22 protein-coding genes are annotated in these 23,249 nt (G+C 60.3%); 21 read left to right on the top strand and 1 reads right to left on the bottom strand.

The features are described 5' to 3' along the window. The first annotated feature begins 4 nt into the window (after nucleotides 1–4). Nucleotides 5–3,559 (top strand): chromosome segregation protein SMC, encoded by a 3,555-nt coding sequence (smc, locus tag EKM88_RS06515; RefSeq protein WP_125704394.1) that lies wholly within the window; start codon nucleotides 5–7, stop codon nucleotides 3,557–3,559. Nucleotides 3,560–3,576: 17 nt separating this feature from the next. Beyond that, the gene (ftsY, locus tag EKM88_RS06510; protein ID WP_125704391.1) at nucleotides 3,577–4,578 is read left to right on the top strand and encodes a signal recognition particle-docking protein FtsY; all 1,002 of its coding nucleotides are present in this window, start codon (nucleotides 3,577–3,579) and stop codon (nucleotides 4,576–4,578) included. A 118-nt stretch (nucleotides 4,579–4,696) separates the two neighbouring features. Here the strand turns inward: ftsY and EKM88_RS06505 are convergent, their stop codons facing one another. Beyond that, nucleotides 4,697–5,011, bottom strand: coding sequence for a hypothetical protein (locus EKM88_RS06505; protein ID WP_125704390.1), 315 nt, complete (start codon nucleotides 5,009–5,011; stop codon nucleotides 4,697–4,699). A gap of 166 nt (nucleotides 5,012–5,177) precedes the next feature. Between EKM88_RS06505 and EKM88_RS06500 the strand changes: the two genes are divergently transcribed. From EKM88_RS06500 to EKM88_RS06415, 19 genes are all read left to right on the top strand, one after another. After that, the gene (locus EKM88_RS06500) at nucleotides 5,178–5,519 is read left to right on the top strand and encodes a putative DNA-binding protein (RefSeq protein WP_125704388.1); all 342 of its coding nucleotides are present in this window, start codon (nucleotides 5,178–5,180) and stop codon (nucleotides 5,517–5,519) included. 23 nt (nucleotides 5,520–5,542) lie between these two features. Then, nucleotides 5,543–6,979 (top strand): signal recognition particle protein, encoded by a 1,437-nt coding sequence (ffh, locus tag EKM88_RS06495; RefSeq protein WP_125704386.1) that lies wholly within the window; start codon nucleotides 5,543–5,545, stop codon nucleotides 6,977–6,979. A gap of 116 nt (nucleotides 6,980–7,095) precedes the next feature. Beyond that, nucleotides 7,096–7,551: a hypothetical protein gene (locus EKM88_RS06490; RefSeq protein ID WP_125704384.1), complete on the top strand. Its 456-nt coding sequence runs from the start codon at nucleotides 7,096–7,098 to the stop codon at nucleotides 7,549–7,551. 98 nt (nucleotides 7,552–7,649) lie between these two features. Next, nucleotides 7,650–7,925 (top strand): 30S ribosomal protein S16, encoded by a 276-nt coding sequence (gene rpsP / locus EKM88_RS06485; RefSeq protein WP_125704382.1) that lies wholly within the window; start codon nucleotides 7,650–7,652, stop codon nucleotides 7,923–7,925. Between the two features lie 8 nt (nucleotides 7,926–7,933). Next, nucleotides 7,934–8,182: a KH domain-containing protein gene (locus EKM88_RS06480; RefSeq protein WP_125704380.1), complete on the top strand. Its 249-nt coding sequence runs from the start codon at nucleotides 7,934–7,936 to the stop codon at nucleotides 8,180–8,182. Nucleotides 8,183–8,251: 69 nt separating this feature from the next. Then, nucleotides 8,252–8,770 carry a ribosome maturation factor RimM gene (gene rimM / locus EKM88_RS06475; protein ID WP_125704378.1) on the top strand — a complete coding sequence of 173 codons (519 nt, stop codon included), beginning with the start codon at nucleotides 8,252–8,254 and terminating at the stop codon, nucleotides 8,768–8,770. Beyond that, the gene (gene trmD / locus EKM88_RS06470) at nucleotides 8,760–9,524 is read left to right on the top strand and encodes a tRNA (guanosine(37)-N1)-methyltransferase TrmD (protein WP_125704375.1); all 765 of its coding nucleotides are present in this window, start codon (nucleotides 8,760–8,762) and stop codon (nucleotides 9,522–9,524) included. Before rimM ends, trmD begins: the two co-directional genes overlap by 11 nt. A 190-nt stretch (nucleotides 9,525–9,714) precedes the next feature. Further along, a complete protein-coding gene (locus EKM88_RS06465) occupies nucleotides 9,715–11,457 on the top strand; it encodes an ABC transporter ATP-binding protein (RefSeq protein ID WP_125704373.1) in 1,743 nt (580 codons plus the stop codon). Beyond that, the gene (locus EKM88_RS06460; protein WP_125704371.1) at nucleotides 11,454–13,547 is read left to right on the top strand and encodes an ABC transporter ATP-binding protein; all 2,094 of its coding nucleotides are present in this window, start codon (nucleotides 11,454–11,456) and stop codon (nucleotides 13,545–13,547) included. Before EKM88_RS06465 ends, EKM88_RS06460 begins: the two co-directional genes overlap by 4 nt. 122 nt (nucleotides 13,548–13,669) lie before the next feature. Further along, complete coding sequence (rplS, locus tag EKM88_RS06455; protein ID WP_125704369.1) at nucleotides 13,670–14,017, top strand: 50S ribosomal protein L19; 348 nt, start codon at nucleotides 13,670–13,672, stop codon at nucleotides 14,015–14,017. Between the two features lie 58 nt (nucleotides 14,018–14,075). Next, nucleotides 14,076–14,249: a hypothetical protein gene (locus EKM88_RS13290; RefSeq protein ID WP_164512028.1), complete on the top strand. Its 174-nt coding sequence runs from the start codon at nucleotides 14,076–14,078 to the stop codon at nucleotides 14,247–14,249. A 21-nt stretch (nucleotides 14,250–14,270) separates the two neighbouring features. After that, nucleotides 14,271–14,516, top strand: coding sequence for a DUF896 domain-containing protein (locus tag EKM88_RS06450; protein ID WP_125704367.1), 246 nt, complete (start codon nucleotides 14,271–14,273; stop codon nucleotides 14,514–14,516). 81 nt (nucleotides 14,517–14,597) lie between these two features. Beyond that, complete coding sequence (locus EKM88_RS06445; protein ID WP_125704365.1) at nucleotides 14,598–14,816, top strand: YneF family protein; 219 nt, start codon at nucleotides 14,598–14,600, stop codon at nucleotides 14,814–14,816. 146 nt (nucleotides 14,817–14,962) lie between these two features. Further along, nucleotides 14,963–16,717, top strand: coding sequence for an ABC transporter ATP-binding protein (locus EKM88_RS06440; protein ID WP_125704363.1), 1,755 nt, complete (start codon nucleotides 14,963–14,965; stop codon nucleotides 16,715–16,717). A 31-nt stretch (nucleotides 16,718–16,748) separates the two neighbouring features. Further along, nucleotides 16,749–18,494, top strand: a complete 1,746-nt coding sequence (locus EKM88_RS06435; protein WP_225418452.1) for an ABC transporter ATP-binding protein — start codon at nucleotides 16,749–16,751, stop codon at nucleotides 18,492–18,494. 337 nt (nucleotides 18,495–18,831) lie between these two features. Then, on the top strand, nucleotides 18,832–20,502 hold the full coding sequence (locus EKM88_RS06430; RefSeq protein WP_164512027.1) for an ATP-binding cassette domain-containing protein: 1,671 nt from the start codon (nucleotides 18,832–18,834) through the stop codon (nucleotides 20,500–20,502). 13 nt (nucleotides 20,503–20,515) lie between these two features. Then, nucleotides 20,516–22,153: an ABC transporter transmembrane domain-containing protein gene (locus EKM88_RS06425; protein WP_125704357.1), complete on the top strand. Its 1,638-nt coding sequence runs from the start codon at nucleotides 20,516–20,518 to the stop codon at nucleotides 22,151–22,153. Nucleotides 22,154–22,210: 57 nt separating this feature from the next. After that, a complete protein-coding gene (locus tag EKM88_RS06420; protein WP_164512026.1) occupies nucleotides 22,211–22,627 on the top strand; it encodes a GNAT family N-acetyltransferase in 417 nt (138 codons plus the stop codon). 103 nt (nucleotides 22,628–22,730) lie between these two features. Further along, a complete protein-coding gene (locus tag EKM88_RS06415) occupies nucleotides 22,731–23,180 on the top strand; it encodes a GNAT family N-acetyltransferase (protein ID WP_125704353.1) in 450 nt (149 codons plus the stop codon). Nucleotides 23,181–23,249: the final 69 nt, after the last annotated feature.

Here is a 23,249-nt window from a genome sequence, read left to right as displayed (position 1 = left end):
GCCTATGCAATTAACACACCTCACAATCAACGGCTTCAAATCCTTTGCGGATAAAACCGAAATCGCCTTTGTGTCCGGGCTGACCGGCATTGTCGGGCCAAACGGAAGCGGCAAGAGCAACATCACCGAGGCCATCCGCTGGACGCTTGGCGAGCAAAGCGCCAAGAGCCTGCGCGGCGAGAAGATGGGCGATGTCATCTTTGCCGGCACTGCGGCGCGGCCCCCGCTCAATCGCGCGGAAGTGGCGATGACGTTTGATAACTCAGACGGGTACCTGCACGATCAGCCGGCGACAGTCACGGTGTGTCGCCGGCTTTATCGTGATGGCGAGTCCGATTTTCTCATCAACAACCAGGCGGTGCGCCTCAAGGACATCGTCGATTTGTTCATGGACTCGGGCTTGGGGAAGGAATCCTTCTCGTTCATCTCGCAAGGGCGCGTGGAGGCGATTTTTAACTCCAAGCCGGAAGACCGGCGCGGCATCTTGGAAGAAGCCGCCGGCGTCTTGAAGTACAAACAGCAAAAGCAAAAGGCCGAGCGCGAGCTGAAGGAAACCGACGACAACCTGGACCGGGTCAATGACATCATCACCGAGCTGCACCACCAGGTCACACCGCTGGCCGAGCAGGCCTCGGTGGCCCGCGACTACGAACGCCAGACGGCCGACTACACGCGCATTCACAAAAGTATCCTGGCGCTGGAAATCGCAGCGCTAGCTGAAGAACAGGACGCCACCCGCAAGCAGGCGCAAGTGACCAAGCAGACGGTGACGGCACTGACCGCGCAGGCGGCGCACCTGGAGGAGAAATCCGAGGCGCTCACGGCCAAGGACCAAGACTTTGAAACGCAGCTGAACCGGGTCAACGATCAGCTCCTGTCCGAGTCGATGCGCCTGGAAAACCTGACCGGGGAGGCCAATCTCTCCACCGAGCGCGTCAATAACGCGCAAGCCACGCTGAGTGAGCTTCAAACGCAGCGCGAAACCGCTGTGGCGAGTGGTGAAGAGGCCGAAACGCACATTAAGGCGCTCAAGGCCCAGCAGACCCAACAGGCCAAGCAGCTCCGTGACTTGGCGGCGCAGCTGGCCAACCTCGATGCGGGGGCCAAGACCCCGGCAGAGCTGAACCGCCAGCTTGAGGCGGCGCAAACGGCGTATATCGACCTGCTCCGGCAGCAGGCGGACACCAAGAACCAGCTCAACGCAGCCAAGAAGGATCAGCAGGTCGCGGCCTCCCAAAACGAGGCGGAACACCGGCGCATCCGTGAGCTGACGCAGCGCGTGACCGCGCAGCAGGAAGACGTCACGACGCTGGACACCACATTGGCGCAACTGACCACGGCAGAAGCGGCGGCCAAGCAGGCCCACGAGCAAGCGACCGCAACCGCAACCGCGGCGCAGGCGGCCTATGCGGATGCCAACCAGCGACTGAATGAGGCAAGCACCCTGTACCAGCGCGCCAAGTCGCGCTACGAGACCCTGCAGGAGCTCAAAGACGACTACGCCGGGTTTTACACCGGCGTGCGGGCGGTGCTGAAAAACAAGGCGCAGCTGCCAGGGGTCATTGGGGCCGTGGCGGAACTGCTGTCGGTGCCTGCCGAGTACCAGCAGGCGATGGACGTGGCGCTGGGCGGCAACCTGCAGGCGGTGGTGACCACCACCGAGCAGGCGGCCAAGCAGGCCATCAGTTACCTTAAGCAGACGCGCGCCGGGCGTGCCACGTTTTTGCCCACTGCGGTGGTCCGCCCGCGGTCGCTCCCGGACAATGTACTGCGTGACTTGGCCGACCAACCCGGGTACGTCGGGGTGGGGGCTGACCTCGTGCGCTTCCGCGAAGAAGTGGGCACGGTGATGCGCAACCTGCTGGGTAGCCTGATCGTGGCGGAGACGCTGGACGCGGGCATTCGCTTGGCGAACCTATCCAGCCACCGCTACCGCATCGTGACGCTGGATGGTGACATCCTCACGCCAGGCGGGGCGATGACGGGGGGGCAAACCAAGAAGACCGGCGTGTCCCCGCTGGCGCGCACGCAGGAAGTGACCCAGTTGCACGCCCGCTTGCGTCAGATGACCACGGCGCTAGCCACGCAGCAGACGAAGGTGACCGACTTGCAGGCGGCGCTGACGGCGGCGCAGCAGGCGGCCACGACGGCGCGGGAGCAATGGCAACAAGCTCAAGCGACTTTGGCGGCCCAACAGGCCCAACATAACGCCCAGTTAGACGCATTGACCCAACTGCAGCGCCAGCAAAAAGCGTTGCAGTTGTCAGTTGACGGGGGCCACGACTTCGCCGGCACGATCGCCACGCTGAGCACGCAGGCCGACCAAATCGACGCCGAGCTCGCCACTCAGCAGGCGCTGATCGATTCGACCAAGGCCGCTTTGGCGCAGGCGAGTCAGGCGGCCGAGGTGACGCAGGCGACCATGAGTCGGCTGCAAACCGAACAGGCGGTGGCCAAGCACGACCAGAGCACCACCGCCACGCAGCTCAAGCAGTGGCAGGAAACTGCTGCCACGAGCCGTCAGGCGGTGGCCAAGCTGACCGACCGGATCGAGAAGATCACCCAGGCCGCAGCCGAAAACGAAACCGACAAAAAAGACCGTGCCCAAACGATCGCGACGCTTGAGGCCAGCACCAAGCAGCTCCGCCAGCGGCTGGACCAGCTGACCAAAACTAAGGCTGCCAACCGCGGCGAGCTGAGTCAGGTGTCTGCGCAGATCACCACCACCTACACCCAGCAGCACCAGGCGATGGCGGACTCCGAACAGCAAAGTGTCAGCCTGAATCGCATTAAGATCAACCTGGAAAACCGGCTGGCCACGTTGGCCGAGACCTACCAACTGACCTACGAGGCGGCGCTGGCCGCCACCACCGCCAAGGCAGCGGACCTCCCAATGCTGCGCGCGCAGCTGAAGCTGCTGAAGCGGGGCATCGATGAGTTGGGGCCGGTCAATCCGAATGCGATCACGGAATACGAGAACGTCAAGGAACGCTACGACTTTTTGACCAAGCAGCAGGCCGACCTGCTGGACGCCAAGCAGCAGCTTTTGGCGACCATGGGAGAGCTGGACGAGGAGGTCAAAGGCCGCTTCAAGGAAATGTTTGACGCGACCAACGCGGCCTTCACCGACATCTTTCCGAAGATGTTTGGCGGTGGCGCGGCGCATCTGTCGCTGACGGACCCGAGCGACCTGCTCAACACCGGCTTGGAGATCTCGGCGCAGCCGCCTGGCAAAAAGCTTCAGCGCCTGTCGCTGCTGTCCGGGGGCGAGCGCGCTTTGACGGCCATCGTGCTACTGTTTGCGATCCTGCAGGTGCGGCCGGTGCCGTTCTCGATCCTCGATGAGGTCGAGGCCAGTCTGGATGAAGTGAATGTGAACCGCTTCGGGGAGTTCCTGAAGCACTACAGCTCGGACACGCAATTCATCGTGATCACGCACCGGCGTGGCACGATGCTGGCGGCCAACATGCTCTATGGGGTCACCATGCAGGAGTCCGGGGTGTCCAAGATGGTAGCCGTGTCGCTGGATCAGCTGACCCAAGATGCGACGCCGGCCTAGCCCCGAAGGAGGAAGTTATGGGATTATTCGATCGAATCAAAAAAGCCTTTGGCGGCGGTGAGGCAGAACCCGCCGTTGTCGACAAATACGACGCCGGCCTGGAAAAAAGCCGCAGCACCTTTGGCGACAAGCTCAATGCGCTGTTTGCCAATTTCCGCACGGTGGACGAGGACTTTTTCGACGACTTGGAGGAAATGCTGATCGGCGCGGATGTCGGGTACGAAACCGCCGTGCGCCTGTCAGACGAGCTGCGGGAATCGGTGAAGCTTCAAAACGCCAAGAAGCCCGCAGAGGTGGCCCAGGTCATCGTTGCGAAGCTGGTCGACCTTTATGGCGAGGCCGGGGCCAGCGAGGACAACACCCTGCATTACGCCGAAAGCGGGCCGACCATTTTCCTGTTCGTCGGTGTGAACGGTGCGGGTAAAACCACCACCATCGGCAAACTCGCACACCAGCTTAAAGAAGAAGGCAAGTCGGTCCTGTTGGCTGCCGGGGACACCTTCCGCGCCGGCGCCATCGAGCAGCTCCAAGAATGGGGCCGCCGCGATGGCGTGCCGGTGGTGGCCACCGAAGCCGGGGGCGACCCGGCCGCCGTGGTGTATGATGCCGTGCAGCGCGCCAAGGCTGAGCAGGTCGATGTCCTGCTGGTCGACACCGCGGGCCGCCTGCAAAACAAGGTGAACCTGATGAAGGAGCTCGACAAGATCCGCCGCGTCATTGTCCGGGAGCTGCCGGATGCCCCACAGGAGGTGCTGTTGGTGCTGGACGCCACAACGGGCCAAAATGCGCTGAGCCAGGCCAAGGAGTTCAACCAGACGACCCAGATCACAGGGATCGTGCTGACCAAGCTCGACGGCTCCGGCAAGGGTGGCATCGTGTTGGCGATTCGCAACGAGCTCCACGTCCCGGTCAAGATGGTCGGGTTGGGCGAAGGCATGGACGACTTGCAGGCCTTTGACCCGAACAAGTTCGTTTACGGCCTCTTTAAGGGGCTGATCGACGCACCGGCGGAGGATTAGCGCCGCGCAGTTGCCAACTAGAGACTTTACCAAACAGCCCACAAGCGCACTTGTGGGCTGTTTGGTATTTAACTTGAGGCAAAAGAAAAGCCCGACACGCAGTCGGGCTTGGCGGTGCTTATGCGGCGGCAGACTTCTTCTCGCGGCCGAGGATCAGCTGCAAGACGATCATGACTGCGTAACCGATGATGATGTAGAACATGAGCGGCCCGTTCGTGACCGAGTCAACGAACCAGTACTTCTGCCAGGCGGTGTTCGACATGACAACGGCAAAGATCACCGCTGCGATCAGGCCCAGCGTATTCAGGATCGCGAAGAACCACAGGTTACCGTTTTCGTGGTTGTGCACGTAGATGACAGAGAAAAGAATGTTCCAGGCGGCCCAGCCGAGCAAGGCGAGGACGACACCCCAATACAGAATCGTTGCTACCATAGTTGTCCCTCCAATTCATTGCATCCCCATTTTAACACGATTGTAAGCGTAACACATCGTTTTTGTGAAGGCCGCCACAGAAACGCGGCGGTCGGCCGCAAGTTGCATTGACGCGCCGGCTGCGTACCGGTATTCTAGTGGAAGGACAATATGAAGGACGGTCATCATGGAAATCGATAAGAATAACCGGATGAACTCGCTGTTTGAATTTTACGGCGCGCTTTTGACGGAAAAACAGCACAGCTATCTGGCGTTGTACTACGGCGACGACTACTCGCTGGGCGAAATTGCCACGGAGTTCGACGTTTCGCGGCAGGCGGTGTACGACAACATCCGCCGCACCGAAGCGAGCCTTGAAGAGTACGAGGCGAAGCTGCACCTGCTGGCGAACTACCAGGCGCAAAACCAGGCGGTCGACCAGCTGGTGCGGTACGTGCACACGGCGTACCCAAAGGATACAAAGCTGAGCACGCTGTTGACCCGAGTCGCGGATCAAGCGGCCCGCTAGGCGTGGATTAGAGGAGGAACACCATGGCATTTGAAGGATTATCAGAACGATTGCAAAAGGCCTTTGCGGGCCTGCGTCGCAAGGGGAAAGTCACCGAGGCCGATGTGCGCGACACCATGCGCGAGATTCGCCTGGCGCTGCTGGAAGCCGACGTCAACTTTGGCGTGGTCAAGACGTTCATCAAGGCGGTGCGCGAGAAGGCATTAGGCGCGGAAGTCCTCGACAGCCTGACCCCGGGCCAGCAGATCATCAAGATCGTTAACGATGAGCTGATCGCCACGATGGGTGAGGCGGCGGTGCCGCTGAACAAGTCGCCGCACATTCCAACCGTCATCATGATGGTCGGGCTGCAAGGGGCCGGGAAAACCACCACGGTCGGCAAGCTATCCAAGTACCTGATCGACAACGAGAAGGCGCGGCCGCTGTTGATCGCGGCCGATGTTTACCGGCCAGCCGCGATCGACCAGTTGCAAGTCGTCGGGGCGTCCGTTGGCGTGCCTGTCTTTGAACTCGGCACCGAGGTGGATCCACGCGACATCGTGCGCCAAGGGCTGGCTCAGGCGGACCTGCAGCACAATGATTACGTCATCATCGATACCGCCGGGCGGTTGCAGATCGACGAGAAGCTGATGACTGAGCTCGCCGACATTAAGGCCATCGCTAACCCGGACGAAATCCTCCTCGTGGTCGATTCCATGACCGGGCAGGCCGCGACCGAAGTGGCCGCAGGATTCAACGAACGGCTTGACTTGACCGGGGTCGTTTTGACCAAGCTGGATGGTGACACCCGTGGTGGGGCCGCGCTGTCGATCCGTCAGGTGACCGGCAAGCCGATCAAGTTCATCGGGCAGGGCGAAAAGATGGACGCCTTGGACGTCTTCTACCCGGACCGCATGGCCAACCGCATCCTGGGCATGGGTGACATGCTCACGCTGATCGATAAGGCGCAAAAGAACTTCGACGAGAAGCAGGCGCTGGAAGTGGCCGAGAAGATCAAGGAGAACACCTTCGACTTCAACGACTTTCTCGATCAGATGGACCAAGTGTCCAACATGGGCTCCTTTGACGACATCATGAAGATGATCCCCGGTCTGGCCAACAACCCGGCGATGAAAAACTTCCACGTCGACCCCAAGGACGTTGCGCACCAAAAGGCGATCGTCTACTCGATGACTCCGGCGGAACGGGAAGACCCAGACCTGCTCAACCCGAGTCGCCGGCGCCGCATCGCGGCCGGCTCCGGGCGGCCGATCGTCGAAGTCAACCGCATGATCAAGCAGTTCAACCAGTCCAAGCAGATGATGAGCCAGATGTACAAGGGCAACTTTTCGGGGATGGAGGGCCTGATGGGCGGCGGCATCCAGGGCAAGTTGGGCAAGATGGCCATGAACAACATGGTCCGCAAGCAAAAGAAGAACAAGAAAAAGCGCCTCAAGAACATGAAGCGGTTCAAGTCTTAAGGCGAAAAAGGCGCGGCTTCCCGCGCCTTTTTGTGCGCCAAACAGCTTCTTTGACAAGCGCTGAATGATGCGGTTCACTGAGCCTATCAAATGCGATGGGCAAAGGAGTGACCCCCATGAAACAGTACATCTGGTATCAGAGCAGTCGTTTTGGGTTGGCGCTGATGGGGACCTGGGTGGCGCTTGAGACGCTGGGCCGCAGCACCGCGCACGGCATTCGCCTCAGCCCCCAAGTGGGCTGGGACTTTTGGCTCGGCCTCGGCGTGGTGGCCGCCATTATCCTGGGTGAGCGGTGGTGGGCGGTCGGCCACCCCGACTTTTTCCCGGGCCAGCCGTTGCGGGCGCTGAATGCGCACGAGTTAAGTCGCGCGCATGAAGTGGCCCACCGTGTGAACCAGGCCAGTCAGGGATTGCTCCCCCTCGGCGTGCTGAACACCGTCTTGCAAGTGCTGTTGCCAGGGGAGACGCTGGTGCGGCTGGCTCACGTGACGATCCTGTGGTTTGGCCTAGGCTGGGCGTTCCTCTTTCTCAGCGCGTTGGCCTGGTGGTCGTGGTTGGCGCGACCACACTAAGACAACGAAAAATATCGGTTGTAAAGAAAAAACTCTTTACACGCCCGACAAGCTTTGCTATTATATTGAAGTTGAGAAATTTACAGGAGGTGGACTTAATGGCAGTTAAAATTCGTTTGAAGCGGATGGGTTCCAAGCGTAAGCCTTTCTACCGTATCGTGATTGCGGACTCTCGCTCCCCACGTGACGGCCGGTTTATCGAATCCGTCGGTTACTACAACCCATTAACCGAACCAGTTGACTTGAAGCTGGACGAAGATGATATCTTGGCATGGCTTCAAAAGGGCGCTCAGCCTTCCGATACCGTGCGCAACTTGCTTTCCAGCAAGGGCATCATGCAGAAGTATCACGAAGCACGCTTCGCTAAGAAATAGGGGTTCCCGTGGACATTGCGGCACTGATTCAAGCAATCGTGGCACCACTTGTCACACACCCCGAGGCCGTGGTGATCACGCCGCATGAAACGGCGGATTACATGGCTTTTGACCTGACGGTGGCCCCTGACGATGTCGGGCGGGTCATCGGCAAAGGCGGCCGGGTCGCCCAGGCGATCCGCACCATTGTCTATGCCGTCAAGTCACCATATACCAAGCGCGTGCGGCTGAACATTATGGACGCACCGCATGACTAAAAAGGTCGGCAATCGCCGGCCTTTTTTGTTAAGCTAAGTTGAGACCGATCGATAAAGGAGCAGTGCACTATGTCAAATCTGTACCACGTGGGGAAAATCGTGAACACGCACGGGATCAAAGGCGAGCTGAAAGTCGTCCCGATCACCGACTTTCCAGCCGAGCGGTTCGCCAAGGGGAGTCCGCTGGTGGTTGAAGGCACGCCAAACACCCCGGTGACCATTGCCAGCGCCCGCCCTCAAAAAGGGCTGTACCTGCTGACCTTCAAGGGCTATGCCGACATCAATGCGGTGTTGCCGTTCAAGGGCCAGATGCTTTCCGTGCGGGAGGAAGACCAGCAGGCATTGGCTGAGGACGAGTACTACTACCATGACATCATCGGGTTGACCATCATCGACCAAGACGACCAGGTGCTCGGGCAGGTCAGCGAGATCCTGACGCCGGGTCCCAATGACGTGTGGGTGATCCCGCGCGTTGGCAAGGCTGATATTCTGCTGCCGTTTTTGAACAGCGTAGTCCAAAGCATCGACCTGGCGACCAAAACGGCACGCGTGGATGTACCGGAGGGGCTGATCGACGATGCGGATTGATGTGCTGAGCCTGTTTCCCGATATGTTCGCGCCGCTTTCGCAGTCCATCATCGGCAAGGCGCTTGAGCGCGACTTGATGCAGTTCAATGTGGTGGACTTTCGTCAGTATAGTCACGACAAGCACAACCACGTCGATGACACCCCGTATGGGGGCGGGGCGGGGATGCTCCTGAAGCCGGAGCCGATTTTTGAGGCGATGGACGACCTAACCGCCGCCCACCCGGGGCCCAAGCGCGTGATTTTGCTGGACCCAGCCGGGCGCAAGTTTGATCACGTGGCGGCCAAGGAGCTGGCGCAAGAAGACCACTTGGTGTTCATCTGCGGCCACTACGAGGGTTACGACGAGCGGATCCGCACGCTGGTGACCGATGAGTTTTCGATCGGGGACTTTGTGCTGACCGGTGGCGAGCTGCCCGCGATGATGATGATCGATGCCACCGTGCGCTTTTTGCCCGGCGTCTTGGGGAACGAGGAAAGCGCCGCCACTGATAGCTTTGAGGATGGGCTGCTGAACTATCCGGAGTACACGCGCCCGGCCAGCTACCGCGGGATGGACGTGCCGGCGGTGTTGCAAAACGGCAACCACCAGCTGATCGCCGAATGGCGGCTCAAGGAATCCCTGCGGCGCACGCTTCAGCGGCGGCCGGACCTGTTGGCCGACCTACCGCTCGATTCTACCGCGCAGAAGTTGTTGGCCGCGGTGCGGCGCGAGGAACGCACGCAGGTGGCACCAGATGAACCTGACATTAACTAAAGCATAAAGTGGCGGCGAAATGGCCGTCAACGTCGGTGAGACGCCCCTGAGCGACTGTTCAGGGGCGTTTTTTTATGTGCACCAGTCAGATAATCAAAAAATAAGTTGAATCGATTGCCAACCCACCCCGGCAGGCGTATAATCACAATTCGTCGCGCTAAGACGAACGGGAACAACGGAGGAATTGAAGATGATAATGAACGCCTTGCGTCAGCATCGGTGGCTGGTTTTGGCCGCGGTGTTGACGATGTTGCTGCAGGTGGGCGCCGCGCTTTGGCAGCCCAGCTACATGAAAGCCATTCTCAGTGTGATGGCGGACCTTTCGCTGACCACGGCCAAGAAGGTGGACCGCGTCGGCGGTTACGGCGTTGGGCTGATCGGGGTCGCCATCGTTGGCCTGATCGGCTCGGTGCTCAACACGCTGGCGGCGGCCAAGTTGGCACAGTCGGTATCCGCGGAACTGCGTGAGCGCACCTTCCGCAAGATCCAGACGTTTTCGTATGAGGACGTGGAGAAGTTCAAGGCGGAGAACCTGGTCGTGCGGATGACCAACGACGTCAACCAGATCCAGATGCTGTTGATGATGATCTTTCAGGTGCTGATCCGCGTGCCGCTGTTGTTCGTTGGGGCGTTCATCCTGTCGATCATGACGATGCCGCGCCTGTGGTGGATCATCGTGGTGATGGTGGTGCTGATCGTCGGCGTGACCGCCGTGTCAATGGGGCGCATGGGCCCGCACTTTGCCGCGTTTCAATCGCTGATGGACCGCATCAACGGCATCGCCAAGGACAACCTGCGCGGGGCCCGGGTGGTGAAGTCCTTCGTCCAAGAGGACAGCCAGGCGGCGAAGTTTGACGCCGCGTCCGATGAGCTGCTGGGGCACAACCTCGCCGTGGGGTACACCTTCGCGACGATGATCCCGGCGTTCACGATCATTTCGCAGCTGGCGATTTTTGCCGCCATCTGGCTGGTGTCGACCTTTGTGACGCAGTCGGCCAGCGTGGCGCAGGACCAGCTTGGGGGCATCATGTCCTTCATTCAGTACATGATGCAGATCATGTTCGCCATCATCATGGGCGGCATGATGTCCATGTTTGCGTCCCGTGGCTTCGTGTCGATGGGGCGGATCGAGGAAGTACTGGACACGCCGGTCACGATGACGTTTGCGACCACCGACCAGGAAGACCTGGCCGGCACCGTCGAATTCGACCACGTGAGCTTCGCCTACCCGAACGACGCCACGCCGACACTGAAGGACATCTCCTTCAGCCTGCCGGCCGGCGCGATGGTCGGGGTGGTGGGGGCCACTGGGGCCGGCAAGTCGACTTTGGCGCAGCTGATCCCGCGTTTGTTTGACCCCACCAGCGGCACGGTGCGCGTTGGCGGCCGCGACCTGCGTCAGGTGTCGCAGGCCACACTGAAGGCTACGGTGTCGATCGTGTTGCAAAAGGCGATCCTGTTCTCCGGCACGATCGCGGGCAACCTGCGCCAAGGCAAGGCGAATGCCAGCGTAGCGGAGCTTGACCGCGCCGCGCGCATCGCGCAGGCCGCCGAGTTCATCGACCGGTTGCCCGAGCGCTACGAGGCGCCGGTGGAAGAGCGGGCCAACAATTTCTCAGGCGGCCAAAAGCAGCGGCTGTCCATCACCCGCGGGGTGATCAAGGCGCCGAAGATCCTGATCCTTGACGACTCGACCTCCGCGCTGGACGCGCGGTCCGAGAAGCTGGTGCAGGAGGCGTTTGACCGCGAACTAAAAGGAACCACGACGATCATCATCGCGCAGAAGATTTCCAGCGTGGTGCACGCCGACACGATCCTCGTGCTCGATGCTGGGCGCTTGGTGGCGCAAGGTACGCACCACGAGCTGATCCAAACATCGGCCGTGTACCGTAAGATCTACGAGACTCAAAAGGCTCAGGAGGTGGACGCATGAGTGATACACTGCGCGCAACGCGCTTTTTCTACCTGTACTTCAAGAAGTACAAGCTTCAGTTTGCCGCCATCGCCGTGCTGATTTTCGCAGCCACCTACCTGCAGGTCAAAGCACCGGTAGTGATGGGGGATGCCATCACTCACCTGAGCACCTACGTGGGAGACTACTTCACCCATCAGCACGCACCCGAAGCGACCAAGGCGCTCAAGCAGCTGGCCGCCAGCGGTCCGCAAGCACAAACGGCGCTGGAAGGCATTGCCAGCCAGCTGACGCAGGCCAGCGGCCACACGGTGGCCTGGGCGAGCCTGACGGATGCCAACGTGCCGCAGGCGGTGCTGAGCAGTCTGCCGCAGGGGACAACGATCCACAGCTTGCAGCAGCTTGCGGCGATGCCGAGCTGGCAACACCTGACGGACGCGAACGTGCCCCAGGCGCTGTTGGCACATCTGCCGAAGGGCACGACCATTGCCAGCCTGCACAAGGTGGCGCTGTCCAGCGCGGCCAGCAAGGCGGACTTCATGGGGTCGATGTGGTTGCTCCTGGCGTTTTACCTGATGACCGGGGTGGCGCAGCTGCTGTACACACTGCTGTTCACGCGCATCGTGGCCCACGCCACCAACCGAATGCGCAAGGGGCTGTTCGGCAAGCTGGAGCGCATGACGATCGCCTACTTTGACCGCCACGAGGACGGGGACATTCTGGCCCGCTTCACGTCAGATCTGGATAACATCCAGAACACGCTGAATCAGGCGGCGGTCAACGTGACCACCAACATTGCGCTGTTCATCGGCATTATTATCATGATTTTCCGTCAAAACGTCAGCATGGCTTGGGTCACCGTGGCGACCACGCCGGTGGCGGTGCTGTGCGCCGTCATCATCATCATTCAGGCCAAGCGCTATACTGACCGTCAGCAGGCTGAGGTCAGCGTGCTGAATGCGTACATGGACGAGAAGATCTCCGGCCAAAAGGCGATCATCGTTGAGGGCCAGCAGGAAGAAACCATCGCTGGCTTCGTGACGAAGAACGATGCCGTCCAAAAAACCACGTTCGCTGCGCAGGCCTGGTCGGGGATGATCTTCCCGCTGATGAACGGCTTCTCGCTGCTGACGACCGCGTTGGTGATTTTCCTCGGCACCAAGATCGCGCTGAACGACCCCAGCATCACCACGGCTGCCGCGCTGGGGCTGGTCGTGACCTTCATTCAGTACGCCCAGCAGTACTACAACCCGATCATGCAGATCTCCAGCTCCTTTGGCCAGCTACAGCTCGCGGTGACCGGGGCCACCCGGCTGAACGTGATGTTCGATGAACCCGAGGAGGTGCGCCCAGTCAACGGCAAGGCGTTTGATACCATTGGGGCAGGCATTGCGATCGATCACGTGGACTTCAGCTACCTGCCTGGCCATCCGATCCTCAAGGACGTCAGCATCGATGTCGCCCCGGGCCAGATGGTCGCGCTGGTGGGGCCGACCGGTTCGGGTAAAACGACAGTGATGAACCTGATGAACCGCTTCTACGATGTGGACGCCGGGGCGATTCGCTACAATGGCACAGACCTGCGGGATTTTGACCTCGACAGCCTGCGCAGCCAAGTCGGGATCGTTTTGCAGGAGTCGGTCTTGTTCTCCGGCACGATCGCCGATAACATTCGCTTCGGCAAGCCCGCGGCCACGATGGATGAGGTGATCACCGCCGCCAAGACGACGCACATTCACGAGTTCATCGCCGCGCTGCCTGAAGGGTATGACACTTACGTGGACGAGAATAATTCCGTTTTCTCCGTCGGCCAAAAGCAGCAGGTGTCGATCGCGCGCACGATCCTCACTGACCCGACGATCCTGATTCTCGATGAGGCCACCAGTAACGTGGACACGGTCACCGAGCAGCAGATCCAGTGGGCGATGGAGGCCGCGATCGCGGGGCGCACCAGCTTCGTGATCGCGCACCGGCTCAAAACCATCCTGAACGCCGACAAGATCGTGGTGCTCAAGGACGGGGCCGTGATCGAAGTCGGGACGCACGCTGAGTTGCTGGCCGCCAACGGCTTTTACGCCGAGCTGTACCACAACCAGTTCGTGTTCGATTGATGCCGCACTGCCTTTACAGCGCGGCGCGGCTATGCTACAATATTGACTTGTGATAACTCACAACAACAACGATGTTCCGCTGGTCGGGATGATTATGAATGTCGGTCAAAGGAGAAGTTTTTATGAACCCAGTAATTGAAGCCATCACGAAGTCCCAACTGCGTGACGATATTCCTGATTTCCGCCCTGGGGATACCGTTCGTGTCCACGCCAAGATCGTTGAAGGCGAACGCGAACGTGTCCAGATCTTCGAAGGCGTTGTGATCAAGCGTCGTGGCGTTGGCATCAGTGCCATGTACACGGTCCGCAAGATTTCTAGCGGCGTTGGCGTTGAACGGACGTTCCCTCTTCACACCCCACGGGTCGAGAAGATCGAAGTCGTTCGTCACGGTCAAGTTCGGCGTGCGAAGCTTTACTACCTGCGTGCACTGCGTGGGAAGGCTGCTCGTATCAAAGAGAAGCGTCGTTAATCAAATCAAAAAGGCCGCGGCAGCGGCCTTTTTGTTTGCGACCAGACAGGAGTGACGCATGGATCAACTCATCTACGTGGTGTATTACGCCCAAGCAGGGGCGCCGGTGCGCCTGATCAAGGCATTTCACGCTGAGGCACGCGCCAATGAATACTTGGCGATGCTACAGCGCGCCCCGTTTCCTCAGCAAGAGGCGAGCGGGTATCGCGTTGAGATGGTACACTTGAACTAAATCAGAAACGGGGGGTCAGACATGGCAGCACAACCACAGGAACGGCTGGATCGGATCAACGAGCTGGCGCGCAAGGACAAGGAATTTGGGCTTACCCCGGCGGAGGTCGAGGAACGCAAGGCTTTGCGTGACGCTTACCTGCGCGACTTCCGGGCCGGTTTTCGCGAACAGATCGAAACCACAACGCTGTTCAACAAAGCCGGCAAGGAATGGACGCCCAAGAAGGTGCGCGAGATCCAAAAGAAACGCGGCTTACGCAAAGATTAGGCTTTCAAACTGCGCGGAGCTTTTGTACAATGAGAGAGTTGAAACTTGTTCGGTGACGGACAAAAGAGGGGAGGAACAAGCATGCCATTTGCATTAGGATTGATCCTCGGTGTGCTGTTGGGGGCCATTGCCGGCTTCTTCGGTGCTCGAGCTTACATGAAGAAATACTTCCGCGATAATCCCCCTGTGAACGAGGAAATGATGCGCAGCATGATGATGTCAATGGGCCAAAAGCCTTCTGAAAAGAAATTGAATCAGATGATGCAGCAGATGAAGCAGGCACAAAAGCGCGCCAAGTAATCCACGCTTCGGGAAGCGGTTCGGTCAGACAATGACCGAACCGTTTTATTTATGCGACAACGCCCCTTTTTCTCATGAGGTTGTTTGCATTCGCTTAGTAAAAAATTATATAATTTAGGATAATCTCATTTTGGAGGCAGTGCACTGTGGGAATTTTCAAAAAACTTGGTTGGTACTTTCGGCAAGAGGCGAAGCAGTATAGCTTAGGCGTCCTGTTCTTGTCGCTGGTGGCCTTGGTGAACCTGATCCCACCCAAAGTGATCGGGAGCTTGGTTGACGCGATGGACAAGCGCAGCCTGACCAGCGATCGCCTGCTGTTGTGGCTGGCCCTGTTGCTGGCCGCAGGGGTCGGGCAGTATGTGTTTCGCTTCGGGTGGCGCAATGCCATCTGGGGAGGCGCGGCAAAACTCGAAAAAACGCTGCGCACCCGCCTGTTTTGGCACTTCATGAAGATGGATGCGACGTTCTACCAGAAGCATCGCACCGGGGACTTGATGGCGCACGCCACGAACGACCTGAACGCGATTCAAAACGTGGCTGGGGCCGGCATCCTGACGCTGTTTGACTCCATCATCACCGGCGGGACGACCATTATCGCGATGATCTTCTTCGTGGATTGGCGCCTGACGTCGTTGGCGATCCTGCCGATGCCCCTGCTGGCCGTGATGGCGCGCAAGTTGGGCATGAAGCTACACGCCGCATTTGCGCGGTCGCAAGCGGCGTTCTCGCGGTTGAACGACAAGACGCAGGAGTCGGTTTCTGGCATCAAGGTGATCAAGACCTTTGGCCAGGAAAAAGAGGATACGGCCGACTTTAACCAGATCGTCGACAAAACCATCACCATCAACAAGAAGGTCAACTTCTTGGATGCGTTGTTCGATCCGACCACCAGCCTCATCATGGGGTTGACCTATGTCATCACGATCGTCTACGGGGGCTACCTGGTTTTGAACCGCCAGATCTCCATTGGCCAGCTGGTCTCATTCGTCTCTTACGTCAGCGCGCTGGTTTGGCCGATGTTTGCGATCGGCCGGCTGTTCAACATTCTGGAACGCGGCAACGCGTCTTACGACCGGGTCAACCTGCTGCTGCAAGAGCGCAGCACCATCCTCGAGGCATCGGATGCGATCACCACGCCGGCCCACGGGGACTTGCGCTTCAAGGTCAATAAGTTCAGCTACCCCGGCGATGATCATGCCACGCTGATGAATGTTCACTTCACGCTGCCGGAAGGCCAGACGCTGGGTATCGTGGGCCGGGTGGGCGCCGGCAAGAGCACGATTTTCAAGCTGTTGCTGCGCGAGTTCGACCAGTACGACGGCGTGATCGAGTTTGACGGCCACGATATTCGCCACTATACCCTGGACGCGCTGCTGGATTCGATCGGCTACGTGCCGCAGGACAACTTCCTGTTCTCAACCACCGTGGCGGATAACATTCGCTTTAGCGCCTTTGATAAGAATCAAGGCCAAGTCGAGGACGCGGCGCGCGAAAGTGCCGTGCACAACGACATCCTGGACTTCGCCGAGGGTTATGGCACCCTCGTCGGTGAGCGCGGGGTCAGCCTGTCCGGCGGCCAAAAGCAGCGCCTGTCGATCGCCCGGGCGGTGATCACCACCCCAGAGCTGTTGATCTTGGACGACTCGCTGTCGGCGGTCGATGCCAAAACCGAAAACGAGATCCTGACCAACCTGCGCGAACAGCGTGCCGACAAGACGACCATCATCGCGGCGCAGCGCCTGAGCTCAGTCATGCACGCCAACGAGATCCTGGTCTTGGAGGATGGGCACGTCATCGAGCGCGGCACGCATGCGGATCTGCTCGCCAACCACGGCTGGTACGCCGAGATGTGGGCTAAGCAGGAACTGGAACAAAAGATTGAAGGTGAAACCCTTGGCTAAATACGAAAGTGCGTGGGCCAAAAGCATTCCAATGAAGGAGCAGCTGCAGATCATGAAGCGGCTGATGGGCTACACGCGGCCTTACAAGAAGCAGTTCATCGGCGCGATCATCGCTGCGGGCTTGCTCGCTGCCGTGAACGTGCTGCTACCACAAGTGTTGCAGCGCTATATGGATGATTACTTGAGCAAAATGAGTGCGACCACCGCGGTGATTTTTGCCTTCGGCGGCCTGTACGCGGTCGGCACCGTCATCAAGGCGCTCTTCCAGTTCTTCCAGACGTTCCTGTTTGCGATGGGCGCCGAGCGAGGGCTGGAGGACGTGCGCCGGCAACTGTTCAAGAAACTTCACTCGCTGGGCATGCGCTACTTCGATCAGACCCCGGCCGGCTCCATCGTCAGCCGGGTCACCAACGACACGATGACACTGACCGACTTTTGGAACGTGATCTTGAGCGTCATCGTGGGCCTGTTCTCGATCATCTCAAGCTTCGTCACCATGTACCTGCTGAATGCTAAGATCGCCATGACGGTGCTGGCCTTTCTGCCGGTGCTCCTGATCGCGATCTGGTATTACAGTCACTACTCCAGCAAGGTCTACCGCCACATGCGCGAGAAGCTTTCGGAGCTGAACACAAAGCTGAACGAGTCCATCGAAGGCATCGGCATCATCCAGCAGTTTCGGCAGGAAAAACGGATCGCGACCGAGTTTGAGGCGACGAACTCGGAATATCTGGCCTCGCGCAACGCGATGATCCGCACCAACAGCCTGCTGCTGTCGCCGATCATCAACCTGCTGTACAGTCTCGCGCTGGTGGCAGTCCTGTGGCTGTTTGGGCTGATCTCCCTGCACAGCTACGTGGAGGCTGGGGTCGTCTACGCGTTCACCACGTACACCGCCAATTTCTTCAACCCGATGACCAACATGATGGACTCGCTGTCCTTCTTCCAAGACGGGGTGGTGGCTGGGAGCCGGATCTTCCGTATCCTCGACAACACCGAATACGCGCCGGCGCAGAACCCAGACGCGAGCGCCACGATCGCCACCGGGAAAATCGAGTTCAAGCACGTGTCCTTTGCCTATGACGGCGTGCACGAGATCCTGCACGACATCAGCTTCGTGGCCAACCCCGGGGAAACCGTGGCGCTGGTCGGGCACACCGGCTCGGGGAAGTCGTCCATCATCAACGTCATGATGCGCTTTTACGAGTTTGGCACCGGTCAGATCCTGATCGATGACGTCGACATCCACGATTACCCGATCGAAGAACTGCGCGCCAAGCTCGGGCTGGTGCTGCAGGATTCCTTCATGTTCTACGGTGATGTGGCGTCTAATATCCGCCTGTTCAACACCAGCATCACCGATGAGCAGGTGGTGGCCGCCGCCAAGTTTGTGCAGGCCGACCGCTTCATTGAGAAGCTGCCCAACCAGTACCACGCCCGCGTGATCGAAGGGGGCAGTCAGTTTTCCAGCGGTGAGCGGCAGCTCTTGAGCTTTGCTCGCACCGTGGTCACCAACCCGAAGATCCTGGTGCTCGACGAGGCGACCGCCAACATCGACACGGAAACGGAATCGGTGATCCAGGAAGGCCTGCGCCGCATTCGGCAAGGGCGCACCACCATCGCCATCGCGCACCGGCTGTCGACCATCAAGGACGCCAACCTGATCCTGGTGCTCGACGCCGGCCGCATCATCGAGCGCGGTACGCACGACGAGCTGCTGGCGCAACAGGGTCGCTACTACGACATGTATCGGTTGCAAAACGGGGATGTCGACTAAGCCGCATGAGGGTCTGACCGGGGGGGGCAGGCCTTTTTTGCTGCCTTTGACAAAATTAATATTGCATGAGAAACATTAGAATGTTATCCTGTGAGCAAGAAGTATTGCACGGGAGGCAGCCAAACATGATGAAGTGATCGAACATGCGAACTAACCGGCAACGCGGGTGGGGCTTCCCATCGGCGGGGGTTAGTCTGGCTTGACGATCGCAACCGGCACGTGGCCTGGGGGAGATCCCAGGTCTTTTTTGTGCCAGCACGACGGGGCGGTTGAAGGGCCCCAGTGATGGGCCCCCATCATGCGCCCCGTCGCGCGCCCCGTATTCAGGAGAAATCATATGAACACACATTATCTGAAGCAGCAACGCCGCCGCCTCATCGGGTACCTGCTGCTTGTCCCGCTTGCGGCCACCGCGGAGGTGAGTACGGCTTGGGTCCTTCGGCTGATCACCAATGTCGTGACCCATAAGGTCGCGCTGTCCTTCGGGGGCCTTTGTGCCGTGGTCCTCGGTTACATGGTCATCAGCAATGGGCTGAACTACGCGCGCAATATGCAACGCAGCAAGCTGTTGACGCATGCCACGGCGCGGCTGCGCGCCAGTTTACTGGCGGCCGTGGGGCGGCTGTCGCTAGGACAGTTTACGGCCACGCCGCTGGGCACTCACCTGGCGCGCTTTGGCCAAGAAGCCGACATGGTCGAAGGTCAGTACTACGCGGCGCTTTTGAACGGCTACTATCTCGGGTGGCAGCTGATGATCGCGCTGGTGGGCACGCTGTGGCTGGACTGGCGTGTGCTGCTGGTGGTGCTGGCGCTTTCCGTGCCGACGTTTTTCGTCCCATACCTGACGCAAAAACCGACCGAGGCGGCGCAAGGGCGGGTGATGGCCGCCACGGAGGCGTTCACCAACCGGGTGGCGGACCTCGCCAGCGGCTACGCCACGCTGCGGCTCGGCCTGGCGCAGACCCGGTTTGGCCACTTGTTCCTGAATGCGAACCGCCAGCTCGCCTCAGCCAGTGTCGCGAACAATCGCCTGCTCAAGCGCATCAACGCGGTGCAGAATTTTCTCAATGACCTACAGTACCTCGGCACGTGGGTGGTGGGCGGCTACTTCGTGATGCGCGGGACTTTGGGGCTGGGGGACCTGGTCGCGTTTTCGCAGCTGATGGTCTTCATCTCCTACCCACTGCTTGAGTTCGTGGGCATGCTCAGCGACTACAACGCGGGACGCGCGGTGAAGACGCAACTGGATGCGGCGGTTCAAGCAGCGCCAGCCGCGCAGCCGGTGGCGCCACTTGCACCGGTTCACGCGATCCACTTCCAGCATGTTGGGCTGACACTGGGCGGGCGCGCGCTTTTGACGGACGTGACACTGACACTTGAGCTGGCGGCCAAAACCATCATTGTCGGCGCGAGCGGCAGTGGCAAAAGTACCTTGGTGCGCCAGCTGTTCGGCTACTTTCCAATGCCGAGCGGCCAAATCACCCTGGATGCGCAACCGCTGACATCGCTGACGCTCGATCAGGTGGCGGCCCAGATCGCGTACGTGCCGCAGGCCACCTATGTGTTCGATGCCACGCTCCGGGATAATGCCACCTTGTTTGCGACAACACCGGCTGCGGCGGTCACGGCGGCGCTGACCGGGGCGGGGCTCGGGCCGCTTCTGGCGAAAACAGCGGCCCCGCTGACGCAGGCGCTGCGCCACGAGGGGACGGCGCTGTCCGGCGGCGAGCGGCAGCGGTTGGCGCTGGCGCGCAACACGCTGAGTGGGCGCCCGTACACGATCTATGATGAGCTGACGACCGGGTTGGACCCGGCCATCGCAGCCAACATTGAGGCGGCCGTTTTTGCTCAGCCGACCGGGTGTGCGTTCATCACGCACCGGTTCAATCCCACCATTTTTGCCGCCGCGGATCAGATCATTGTGCTGAAGGCCGGGCGCGTGCAGGCGGTGGGGCCGCTGGCAGCATCATCGGTGCAGGCGGCACTGGCGGAACTGAAGTTGGGCTAGGAGGCGAACAACCATGCGCGCATATGCAAAACACCATCCCTGGCGGCTGTTCGGCTATGTCGTCATCGCGCCGATCGCGGCACTGACGCAAATTGGCTTCGCCCAGGTGCTCCGCATGATCACCGCCGTGTTGACGGGCACGCTCAGCCGCTCTTACGGGTGGCTGGTGGCAGTGGTGTGTGGGTACCTGATCGTCGCCTGCGGGTTCTTTTACTTGGATCATTATTGGAGCCAAGCGATCGCGGCGCAGGCGGCCAGTGAGCTACGCAACCGTGTGTTTCGGGCGCTCACGGCGCAGTCTCTCAGCACGCACCGGCAGCTGGCCAACGGGCGCGCCTTGGCGCGGCTCACGACCCAGGTGGACACCGTGCAGACCGGCTGGTACTTGCAGCTGCTGACGCTGTACGGCTTTATTGTTGAGTTCCTCTTGGCGGTCGGCACCATTCTTTGGACCGCCCCCGCCTTAACGGTGGCGATTCTGCTGCTGGTGCTCCCGGGGTTGTTGCTACCGGTCGTGGCGCGGCGCTGGCTGACCCGGGCCAAACTGGCCCAGCTAGAAGCCGTTCAGCGCTATACCGCGCTGGTGGCCGACCGCCTCAACGGGTTTTCAACAATGGCCCTGTTTAACTTGCGGGCACGCTTCAACCGCCAGCAAACTGCGGCATCGCAGCAGCTTTACCAGGCAACGGCGCGACAGCTCGCGGTGACGCGCGCGGTGCAGTCACTGGGTCAGCTATTTAGTAATACGATGTACCTTGGGACCTGGGTGATCGGCGCCCGGTTCGTGCTCAACGGGCAGCTGACCCTGGCGGACCTCGTGGCCTTCAGCCAGCTGGTCATTTTTGTCAGTGAGCCGCTTGAGGAGGGGATCGGGCTACTGGCGGAGTTACCCGGTGGGCTGGCGGCCGCGCGGCAGTTGGCGACCCCAGTGCCGCAGTTGGGCCAGGGCCACGCCAACGTCGCTCGGGTATCGCTCACCGGTGTGGCGGCAACGATGGGCCACACCGCCGTGCTCGAGGATGTGACGCTTCGCTTGGATCTCACACGGCGCTACCTGCTTGTCGGCGCGTCGGGGGCGGGTAAAAGCGCACTGCTGAGTGTGCTACTTGAAGCGCTGCAACCGACCGCTGGCACGATGCGCTACGAAACGGCCGCCGGTGAACCGGTGAGCTGCGCCGATTTTGTCGCGACAGTCGCGGTGGCGCCGCAAGCCCCGGACATTTTTGCCGCGAGTCTGGCCGACAACATTCGGCTGTTCGATGACACGGTCAGTCCGGCGGCCGTGGCGCAGGCCGCCAGTGCCGCGGCACTGGCACTGCCACTGGATAAGCCCCTGTCCGCCGAAGGGGCCAACCTGTCCGGTGGGGAGCAAAAGCGTCTGGGGCTGGCGCGCGCGTTGCTGGTCGCGCCTGAGTTCCTGATCGCCGACGAACCCCTGGCTGGGCTTGACGGCCCGCAGGCGGCCACGGTCAGCCACAGCATTGTGGCCCAGTCGGGTGGCTTCTTGGTGGTGACTCATCAGTTTGAGCCAACGCTGCTGGCGGCAGTGGATACCGTGATCGTGATGCACGCAGGCCGAGTGGTCGCGACTGGGGCGGTCAGCAGTCCTGTGATTCAGCAACAGTTGCAGGGCTTAGCGGCGCGCGGCTGACGATGGCGCAGCGCAGGCGGTTGAACCGATGCCGCCTTAATCGAAAGGATGAGTGAAATGATCATTGAACCAGCGACTCGCGCCGAAACGGCACAGATCGAGGCACAACTCGACGACTTTAACCAGCAGGTGCGGCCTTTTTCGCAGCCGCGCCCTGAAACCTTCAGTTACAGCGCCCACGATGCGGCGGGCGCGCTGATGGGCGGGATCGACGCCTACGCGTCCGCGTACCGCATCGGCTATATCGAGACGCTGTGGGTCGCACCTGCGTATCGCCGGCGCGGGGTAGCCACGGCGCTGCTCGCGCAAGTTGAGGCGGCGATGGTGGCGTTTGGCTGCGGCGTGGTCCACCTTGAGACGTTTGATTACCAAGCGCCGGCCTTCTACCAAGCCCGCGGCTACACCGAGTTTGGCCGGTTGACATACCCCAACGCGCAGGTGACCGAAGTGTTCATGATGAAGGCGTTGCGCTGACGGCGCCAGCCAAGCGCACGCCACCATGCGGCGACTGAGGGGCCCGTTTGGTTGGCAGTCACGTCCTTCCTTGATATACTCGAAGCCACAAGGAGGTGCACCGATGACAGACATTCGTCCCGCCCAACCGCACGATGCGACCGCGTTGGTGCCGCTGATGCAGACTTACTATGCTGGCAGTCCGGTGCCGCTGACCGTCGACCCGGTGGCGATGCGCGAGCACCTGATCGCGATGAGCAAACCGAACCCGATCGGGGGCCTGCTGGTTGCCACTCAAGGGCCGCAGCCGGTGGGCTTTGCGCTGCTGTACTTTGGCTTTTCAACGCGGGCGCTGCGCCGGACGGTGACGCTAAACGACTTGTTCGTTGCGCCCAGCGTCCGCCGCCAAGGCATCGCACGGTTGCTGATGCAGGCAACGTTCGATTGGGCACAAGCGCAGGATTGTGTGGCCGTTGACTGGGTGACGCGCACCAGCAACGCCACCGCGCAGCACCTGTATGAGCAGGTCGGCACGCGCGAAAGTGGCTGGTTGCACTATCAGCATGTGCTGTAGAGGCTGAGGCAACAAGCGGTTTTAGCCTAGAATATAAGCATGGCCTCCTGTAAAACCCGAATTTAGGTT

Source organism: Lacticaseibacillus daqingensis, from assembly GCF_003946115.1.
Taxonomy (GTDB): Bacteria; Bacillota; Bacilli; order Lactobacillales; family Lactobacillaceae; genus Lacticaseibacillus; species Lacticaseibacillus daqingensis.
This window is presented reverse-complemented; position numbering and strand designations above follow the sequence as displayed.

Excerpts from the sequence above, each read along its gene's own strand:
- EKM88_RS06505 (WP_125704390.1), bottom strand. The coding sequence starts at position 5,011 with ATGGTAGCAACGATTCTGTATTGGGGTGTCGTCCTCGCCTTGCTCGGC.
- EKM88_RS06420 (WP_164512026.1), top strand. The coding sequence starts at position 22,211 with ATGATCATTGAACCAGCGACTCGCGCCGAAACGGCACAGATCGAGGCA.
- EKM88_RS06445 (WP_125704365.1), top strand. The coding sequence starts at position 14,598 with ATGCCATTTGCATTAGGATTGATCCTCGGTGTGCTGTTGGGGGCCATT.
- rimM (WP_125704378.1), top strand. The coding sequence starts at position 8,252 with ATGTCAAATCTGTACCACGTGGGGAAAATCGTGAACACGCACGGGATC.
- EKM88_RS06460 (WP_125704371.1), top strand. The coding sequence starts at position 11,454 with ATGAGTGATACACTGCGCGCAACGCGCTTTTTCTACCTGTACTTCAAG.
- EKM88_RS13290 (WP_164512028.1), top strand. The coding sequence starts at position 14,076 with ATGGATCAACTCATCTACGTGGTGTATTACGCCCAAGCAGGGGCGCCG.
- trmD (WP_125704375.1), top strand. The coding sequence starts at position 8,760 with ATGCGGATTGATGTGCTGAGCCTGTTTCCCGATATGTTCGCGCCGCTT.
- ffh (WP_125704386.1), top strand. The coding sequence starts at position 5,543 with ATGGCATTTGAAGGATTATCAGAACGATTGCAAAAGGCCTTTGCGGGC.
- EKM88_RS06490 (WP_125704384.1), top strand. The coding sequence starts at position 7,096 with ATGAAACAGTACATCTGGTATCAGAGCAGTCGTTTTGGGTTGGCGCTG.
- ftsY (WP_125704391.1), top strand. The coding sequence starts at position 3,577 with ATGGGATTATTCGATCGAATCAAAAAAGCCTTTGGCGGCGGTGAGGCA.
- EKM88_RS06435 (WP_225418452.1), top strand. The coding sequence starts at position 16,749 with ATGAAGGAGCAGCTGCAGATCATGAAGCGGCTGATGGGCTACACGCGG.
- EKM88_RS06500 (WP_125704388.1), top strand. The coding sequence starts at position 5,178 with ATGGAAATCGATAAGAATAACCGGATGAACTCGCTGTTTGAATTTTAC.
- EKM88_RS06430 (WP_164512027.1), top strand. The coding sequence starts at position 18,832 with ATGAACACACATTATCTGAAGCAGCAACGCCGCCGCCTCATCGGGTAC.
- smc (WP_125704394.1), top strand. The coding sequence starts at position 5 with ATGCAATTAACACACCTCACAATCAACGGCTTCAAATCCTTTGCGGAT.
- rplS (WP_125704369.1), top strand. The coding sequence starts at position 13,670 with ATGAACCCAGTAATTGAAGCCATCACGAAGTCCCAACTGCGTGACGAT.
- EKM88_RS06450 (WP_125704367.1), top strand. The coding sequence starts at position 14,271 with ATGGCAGCACAACCACAGGAACGGCTGGATCGGATCAACGAGCTGGCG.
- EKM88_RS06415 (WP_125704353.1), top strand. The coding sequence starts at position 22,731 with ATGACAGACATTCGTCCCGCCCAACCGCACGATGCGACCGCGTTGGTG.
- EKM88_RS06465 (WP_125704373.1), top strand. The coding sequence starts at position 9,715 with ATGATAATGAACGCCTTGCGTCAGCATCGGTGGCTGGTTTTGGCCGCG.
- EKM88_RS06425 (WP_125704357.1), top strand. The coding sequence starts at position 20,516 with ATGCGCGCATATGCAAAACACCATCCCTGGCGGCTGTTCGGCTATGTC.
- rpsP (WP_125704382.1), top strand. The coding sequence starts at position 7,650 with ATGGCAGTTAAAATTCGTTTGAAGCGGATGGGTTCCAAGCGTAAGCCT.